This is a genomic window from Fibrobacter sp. UWH1 (genome assembly GCF_002210365.1).
Classification (GTDB): domain Bacteria; phylum Fibrobacterota; class Fibrobacteria; order Fibrobacterales; family Fibrobacteraceae; genus Fibrobacter.
In genome coordinates this window covers 1-8,284 of the sequence record NZ_MWQG01000068.1, presented here as the reverse complement: position 1 = coordinate 8,284, position 8,284 = coordinate 1, and the positions used below count along the sequence as shown (strand labels likewise).

General features: G+C 39.6%; 3 protein-coding genes. 2 read left to right on the top strand and 1 reads right to left on the bottom strand.

The features are described 5' to 3' along the window. Positions 1-134: 134 nt before the first annotated feature. Together B7992_RS15760 and B7992_RS15755 are read left to right on the top strand one after the other, a co-directional pair. The gene (locus B7992_RS15760) at positions 135-7,475 is read left to right on the top strand and encodes an RHS repeat domain-containing protein (protein ID WP_176421980.1); all 7,341 of its coding nucleotides are present in this window, start codon (positions 135-137) and stop codon (positions 7,473-7,475) included. A gap of 1 nt (position 7,476) precedes the next feature. Further along, positions 7,477-7,923 (top strand): hypothetical protein, encoded by a 447-nt coding sequence (locus B7992_RS15755; RefSeq protein ID WP_088658771.1) that lies wholly within the window; start codon positions 7,477-7,479, stop codon positions 7,921-7,923. 143 nt (positions 7,924-8,066) lie between these two features. Here the strand turns inward: B7992_RS15755 and B7992_RS17025 are convergent. Next, the coding region (locus tag B7992_RS17025) for a hypothetical protein (protein ID WP_217897626.1) at positions 8,067-8,284 on the bottom strand (218 nt) is incomplete at its 5' end.

Here is an 8,284-nt window from a genome sequence, read left to right as displayed (position 1 = left end):
AGAGAATCATCTAGCAAGGCAGCCTAAATGCTTCCACACATGTTGATGATGCCTCACAAAAGGAAATATATTCAAGACTAAAAAATAATACTTCTAGGAATGTTGAAATTGATAGACCATATATGGATTATTATATGACGAAACCTGCAGGAAACATTAGTTTGTTTAATGTGTGGCATACGCCCAAAAATGCTTGTTGGCAAGTTCTTAGGTGTGATGAAAAACATTATATTTTTAGACAGCGCTATTCACAAGAAAGTGTTGAAATTGAAAAGGGTAAATCGTTGGATGAATTCCAATTAGCTCTATTTAATGTTTCTACTAATGGTGATAATTCAACTTATCGAGCTTTTAATGAAAAGATTGAATATTTTGATCCGGAAGAAGTGGATTATTCCTATCTCTATATGTATACCGCCATGAGAGATGATTTCTATAACTACAAGATGGCTTCATATAATGGAGATGGAAAATTACTTTATGGCACGAAACCCAACTGGGTTAATGGACAATGCCGTGATGTTGTATTAGGTGTTTGGGGTGTGAATGCCCCTGATGGAATTGTTTATCAAGGTTCGGATATGTCAATTTTCTGTCCCGATGAAAATACAATCTCTATAGAATTTGATACCGATGAAGATTTTATCTACGAGGGAGAAGATTATTACGCTATGCCTAAGGTGACAAGTACCGCAGGAAGTATAACATCTTTAGAAATTGTATATCAAAGTGATTTTGACTGGTTGGAAACGGGTTCTCCAGCAGACTATTGGAAAAATAACTACGATGTTGATGGTTCAGCAATTGCCGCGCGATATGCTAATAGATTTTATGTTCGATCAAAAAATAATTTTGTAAGACAACGTAATAACATGGATGTTGGAACTTATACATATAAACTTAAAGCTAAAGACGACCATGATAATGTAAAATATGTTACAAGAACTATTAAAATTCTTGACGGATCGTTACATAGTGCTGCAAATGGAAATGGCATTGCTGTGTTGACAGGGGATGAATTTTGGTTTTCGAAGACGCAATTGGATATTGCTTCTGGCGTTGAACGATTTGCGGATAACAGTCGTTTTCCCTTAAAGAAGGGGTATCATTACGATTATTATGGAACTCTACCTTCAAACGTGAAAAAATACGAAGGAAAATTTAACAATTGGTATTCTGATAAGGGTATTTCTCAAATTGTATATGATTGTGGTGAAAATCGATTTAAAATAGAATATCTTTTCGTTGGACATCCTGAATGGAGTGTTGATTTTAATCAAAGTTTGTTTGATGTAAAAACAGGAATTGTTCTTAATTCAAATGTTCGTAAAGAATATGACTATTCCTTAGCGCCGTTTGTTCAAGATGGCCTTGTATTTTTGAATGGTCGAAAATATAACCCTAATGTACCTTTGGTTGATGATAAAGGGAATGTTCTATGGGGAATACCTCCAACATGGTCTTCCTCATGTAAGGATGTTGTTGCAGTTCTTCCAGATCAAAGCAAAAATGGTAGTCGCAACGAAAAAATGCTCACCGTGAAATTCCGTGATATGGAACCTGCGCATACACAGGGGGGGGATTTTAATTTCCTTATCGATAATAAAGGAAACAATTCTGTTGATGTGAGTGATTACGAATTGCGTTTTTATTACGGAAGCAAACAGTTTGACCCTGCTGTGATAGAATTTAAAAACGCAGGATCTCAATCGTTTGAAAGCAAAACAGCGCGCTGCAATGATGAATGGCGTGTTCTGAAAGTAAAACTAGGAAAAAATGTAACTATAAAAGCGAAATCTAAGTTTCCAGAAGATGAAAATGGCCTCCGATTTGAAGCTCGTTTAGCTGATTACCGATTGGTGCTGAATAAATTTGACATGTACAGTTGGATGAATGTAGACTCCTGGACTGACAATATTATGGTAGGGTTGTTTGATTCCAACGGTGAGTGGGTGTATGGATTGGTTCCTGACTGTGTTGGAACAAGTACTGGTGGCGATTCTGGAGAAAGTTCCGAAGGCGAAACTGGTGGTGGTCCCAGTGCAGGGGAACAAAAGGAAAGTCGGAATTTGTCTGTACAATTTGTAGACGCAGCTGTGTCAAATAATTATCAAGGTGAATTTAATTTTAGAGTATTGAATAAAGGTGAGGATGATATTTCTATCGCAGGATATGAAATGTGGTTCTATTATGGTGGTAATCAAAAGTTTGACGCCTCCTTATTACAGTTCTATGGAAATGTCAATGACTATGTAGTTTCAACAGCAAAGTGTGCAGAAAATCAGTATGTGTTTAAGGTCAAGTTTAAGGATGGATCTGTTGCCAAAGCGGGTAAATCCTATCCTGAATACAATAACATCTTTTTTTCCGTGCAGAGTAATCCGTGGGGCGGCATTGATAAATCGGCCATGTACAGCTGGACGAACTCATCTTCCTTGCTTGATAACGAAAAAATGACTTTGTTTGATGAAAAACATCAATGGGTTTTCGGGGAAAAAAAATATACATGTGGAAGTGGAGACGCTGGAATTGAAAACGTTTCTGATGAATACAAATATGCTAGTTTGACTGCTCAATTTCAAGATAAGATTCCGTCAGATAAGAAAAAAGGTGATTTTAAATTTGGCATTGCAAACTCTGGTAATAAAGATGTTGCTATCGGCGGCTATGAAATGCGCTTCTACTATTCAACAGATAAGAAGTTTAATGCGTCGGATTTTAAAATTGAAAAAACGTCTTCTGATAATGCCTCAATAACTTTAGAAAAGTGTTACGATGATCATTACATGATACGAATTAAGCTAGAAGAAGGTGCTTTTGTAAAGGGGAATAGTATCTATCCCATGTATTATCCAATTGGGCTTGAAGCTTCGATGAGTAATGGCTTGGATTTGATTAAGTCTAGCTTGTATAGTTGGATTGGTGGTGGTTCCATGAAAACCAATTTCAAAGTGACTTTATATGATGAAAATGGATATTTAATTCATGGTACCCCTTATTTTGATTGTAGCAATGCCGTGACCATAGTGCCGTCTGGAACTACAACAAATCAAAATGCAAGTAATCTCAAATTTTCTGTTGAAGAAACAGAATCTCTTAAATCTTATGTCTACACAGAGAATGACGAGGAAGTATCTATTTCTGATGGTCTTGCGCAGATTAACTTACTTGTGAAAAATATAGGTGATGTTGATGCGGAAGGTCCTTTGTATGTAAACTATTATGTGTCACATCCTGACGGACAAATTCCTGTTCTTACCAGCGGTAATATTGAACTTTCTAAAGCCGATGAGGAAGTTGACCTTGGTGGAGGGATTTCCGTAAAACGTTATACACTTGCAAATAAACATACGTATCAATTTATTCTAAAAGATGGAATAAAGTCGGGCGATAATAGAAGTATTGATTTTACTCTACACGACGATTGTGTTGAATGCGTTGATAAGAGTGAGGCTGAATTTTATTTTAGATGGAACGTTTTGGATGACTGGTCTCATGCACCTTCATGGGATTCAAAAAAGGCTACTGGCAGCGGTACTGTAGAAACTGTAGTGATTTTGTCTAAAAATTATTCTTGGTTATATGGAAACCCTGATATGACAGCTCCACAATACAAACTTTACATTGGCGACGGAAATGGTCCGATTATTCCGATTCCTGGAATTGATGTTCAAGAACAATTTACAAATCGTACCGATGCGATTGATTATCAAGGGGGACAGTTACTTGTTAATGGAAGTTTTGATGAACCTTCATTTGTTGGCTGGAACCTGGTTTTGGGAAGTGCGACGAGTGTTCGTGGTGAAGCAGCTCAAGGATCTAGATATTTGGATTTGTATGGAGGTGTTAGACAAGAACTGAGCGACAATGCATTGGAATATGTTAATGGAAATGATGTTATCTTGAGTTTTAAACATAAAGCCAGTGAAGATGCTATCGAAAAAGGTGAAAACTGCCATATTTCGGTGAATCATGGTGGTGGGTACACAGAAGTGGGATGTTCTCCTGAATGGAAAACTGAAATTGTAAAAGTTGATGGCAGCCTTTTTACGGAATCAAATAGAAGTGTAACGATTTTCTCTATGTATGGTCATAATGCCATTGATGATGTTACGCTAAAGCCTGCTGCATATAATGATGCTCCTTCATTATACGCCGTTCGTTTTACAACAACTCAGCATGAGGAAATCGAATCACGCGTTTATGATGGCGATGATAAATTGGTTGTTACCACATCAAAACGTGATGAGATGGGCCGTACCCAATACAAGTATTTACCTTTTGAACTGAAATGTCAAGAAGTTGAAAGTTGTAATTCAGAGGAAAAAACTCTCAATTATACGGAAATGGCTTCGGAATTTTATACTTTAAATAACCCACTTTATCCTGATGCCGGTGGATATCCCTATGTAGAGACAAGCTGGAAACCGGATGCCGCAGTTACAAAAGATGTTGAAGGTGCTCCAGGTAAAGCATTTTCTATTGAAGAAGGACATCTTGTCCGGTCCTATTCTTCTGGTGTTAATTTGTCTGGTGTAAACATGAAAAATATGAACTCTTTAGCAACCGCTGTAAATGCAGTTCGTAACAGGCGTGTTTATGATGGGAAAATCAATTATCATGCTCTTGCGCACGAGAATCCATCCCATATGTGGGAATTGACTATTGATCAAAATGACAATGCTGCATTCATTATAAAAGATGGCGAAGGCAACATTGTTGTTAGTGGATCTATGGTCAAACAAAATGGTCCAAGAGGTGATGGTGTAGAGTATGTGGTTGCAAGTTATAGTTATAATGAATTGGATTCTAGAGGACGTGTTCTTAAGGCTCATTCTCCGTTGAGTTGTGAATATGTTCCCTCTCCAGGAAGTTGCGTTAACCCGTCTACATATACATATGATGTTGAAGGTCATATGATATACAGTAATGAACCTGATGCGGGTGAAACTAGGTTCTATTATGATTTGGCAGGCCGCCTTCGTGCGACACAGACTCAGAATCAGTTTAAATTCGCTGAAATTAGAGATAAGAAAAAAAATGAGGGCTTTATAAGTCCGAATCAGGATGAGGAAGATCTGTTTGCCTATGAGCTTACTGTGATTGAGTATGATGACTTTGATCGCCAGATTATCACTGGCAGATGTCTTACAAATGAAAATGAAAATCAGCTGAGAATTGGTTTTAAGTCAGTAGCCGGAGTTGCGGACTGTGAAGGTTCAAAGCTTGTTGATGGCTCTATTACTCGTTTCATTTATGATGAAATTCCCACTCAGCGTTCTATTCTTGGGGTTGATCTATATCCGAATTCGGTAAATCCATCTCAAGTATTCAAGTATTCTCGTGGAAGGCTTGTTTCAACCATTAGCGATATTGGCTTTGACAAAGACAATAATGTAATGCGAGTATCGTTCACAAACGCTTATGATAAGTATGGTAGGATCATCGCTTCTTATTCCTATGATCCGACAATGCCTGACGACAGTCTTAAAATGATGGCAGTGAAGAATACATATGATGTCGGTGGCAAATTGACTAGCTCAGAAAAGTATCCTTACGGCTTAAACATTTATGCCAAGAATCGTGCCGTTTCGGACCAGTATGTCTATGATCGTCTGGGAAGAATTTCATCTATTTCCGTCAAGAATGGTGCATCACTGTCTACGGAACTTGTGTCCTATGCATATTACCCTACAGGAAATGTTAAGACCGTAAGGCTTGGCAACAATGTTACAATTGATTATACCTACCATATCTCGGGTGCTGTAAAAACAGCCACTGCGAAAAATGCTGACGGGAAGAAGCTATTTGAAGAAGAACTCTACTATGAAGACTGTGGCAACCACAATTGCGTTCCTCAGTACAACGGTAACATCAGCTACATGGTTCATGAACTTGCTGCTAATGGGGAACAAAAACGTAGTAGCAAGTACGTGTACGACTTCATGAACCGTCTCACGTCTGTGGAGGATTCTGAACAGGATATGTTCAATGAATACTTTAAGTATGATGAACAGGGCCGAATTGTAAGCCAGCGCCGCGGCCAGGGTCGCGGGGGTGATGGCGCTACCGGCGGTGAGTACGGCTACTATGCAAACACGAACCGTCTCGAGAAGGTCTCCGGTGGCATGGGCGGAATGTCTGCTGCAAACCGCGATATGAGTGCTTCCGAGAACTTTGTTTACGATGCGGAAGGTAATCTCATCGAGGACAAATCCAAGAACCTCAAAATTTCCTATGATTGGAGAGGTATGCCGGTGGAGTTCAGGATGGAAAGCAAATCAGGAAACGTACTTGAGAATACGCGTGGTTGTAGCAGGGACAGCGTCAGGGTGCTGATGGCATACGACGGCACCGGCAGACGTGTTTCAAAGACGCGGGAACGCAAGGCCTGCCTATCCGAGACATCCTCTGGCGCGACATCCGAGCGAACATACGCCGCCGACTGGGAACGTGAACTCGTGACCCACTACACAGGCATCGGCACCGAGGTCCGCGAAAGTTTCCACAACGGCACTCCCAGCGAAACAAAGGTTGTTGTTAATATGCCGCAGGGTCTTGGCCGCTACGGCGTGGAAGATGCCACGGATCCCTTCTATGGTGTCGACAAGATGCAACTCGCGGGATACATCCCCAGCGCAAAATTTGAATGGTTTCTCAAGAATCATCTCGGAAGCACTATGCTCGTATACGGAACCTCCGCCTACAACGACACCTATTTTTCTGGCTACAAGGGAGGCGTGCAGGCCGCCTACGACTACCGCGCCTTCGGCGAGCAGGTAACGCTCTCGGAACCCACTGAAAAAGTCACAGAGAACTTCACCGGCAAAGAAAAAGACGACGAGACCGAGCTGAACTATTTCGGCGCAAGATATCTCGATCCAATGATTGGATTGTGGATTAGTGTGGATCCGGCTCGTCAGTTTAGTAGTCCGTATCTGTATGCCGGAAATGGCGTGAACCCAGTGAATGTAATTGACCCCGATGGAAATAAAGTTTTTTATCATCCTTCAGTACAGAGTAATCAAAATTTTAAAAATGAATTTTCTACAGCAATCCAATATTTGAATAAAGGGGGCGTGTCGGGAACATTCGCATGGCTTCAAAAAAGACCAGAAAAAATCTATATTGCAAAGGCGGCTAATGGAGAAGGTTCTACAATAGACTATGATGATTATATGAAAGCAATTGTTATAAATTGGAATCCTAATGAGGCTTTGGTTTTTCCTGAGGGTACACAGAGTCCTGCTCTAGGAGTTTTACATGAAGGAATTCATGCAAAAGGCTTTTTGAAAAATCCTTCGTTGTATATGAAAAGGCTTCTGGAAAACGATGACCAATATGATAATAAAGAAGAACGGCGGGTTATCGAAGGTCCTGAGTCATGGGCTGCAGAAAAATTGGGGGAGTCTATTCGCTTTAATCATGGTGGTGAACCTGTTTACGTAGAACATTCTGATGAACTTCCGGAGTAAAATGAAAAAGTTGTTGTTTTTTCTCCCTATTTATATATATGCCAGTTGTGATGTCTTTTTGCAAGATAGAATTCCTTTGACAAATGATGGAATACGATATTTGAATGAATCGTTTGTTGAATCGTTTGTTATTCAATACGATTCATCAGATAATTCGACAAAATGGAAAAAAAATGTTTTCAGTAATCAGGTATGTTCTGATATTGAACAGTCATTTGGGAAAACATATTTACTTCAAAAAAATAAACCATCATTGTTTGGGTTCATTTTATGTGGAAAACAGGTGTATTTTATTGAAAAATATGTAAATCTTTACAGAGAAGATCGTAATATTTTTATTCCAATAGATTCTATCCCTTCATTAAAGAAAAATCTAATGGGTGTAGAAGCTTATAAAAAGAATTACGACATCCGTGTAAAAAAAATAAGACCGGAATTGACCAAGTAAAATTGTATTTCTCTAGAATAAATAAAACAGTGATGCCAAACCGTAACTTGAAAAAAGCAAAGCTAATAAGTGGTAACCGATAACTTCGTCTACGATTCCGAGGGCAATCTCATCGAGGACCGTTCCAAAAATCTGAAAATTTCCTATGATTGGAGAGGAATGCCGGTGGAGTTCAGGATGGAAAGCAAATCAGGAAATGTACTTGAGAATACGCATAGTTGCAGCAGGGACAGTGTCAGGGTGCTGATGGCATACGACGGCTCCGGCAGGCGCGTGTCCAAGACCCGTGAGCGCAAGGCGTGCATTTCCGAGACATCCTCTGGCGCGACATCCGAGCGAACATACGCCGCCGACTGGGAAC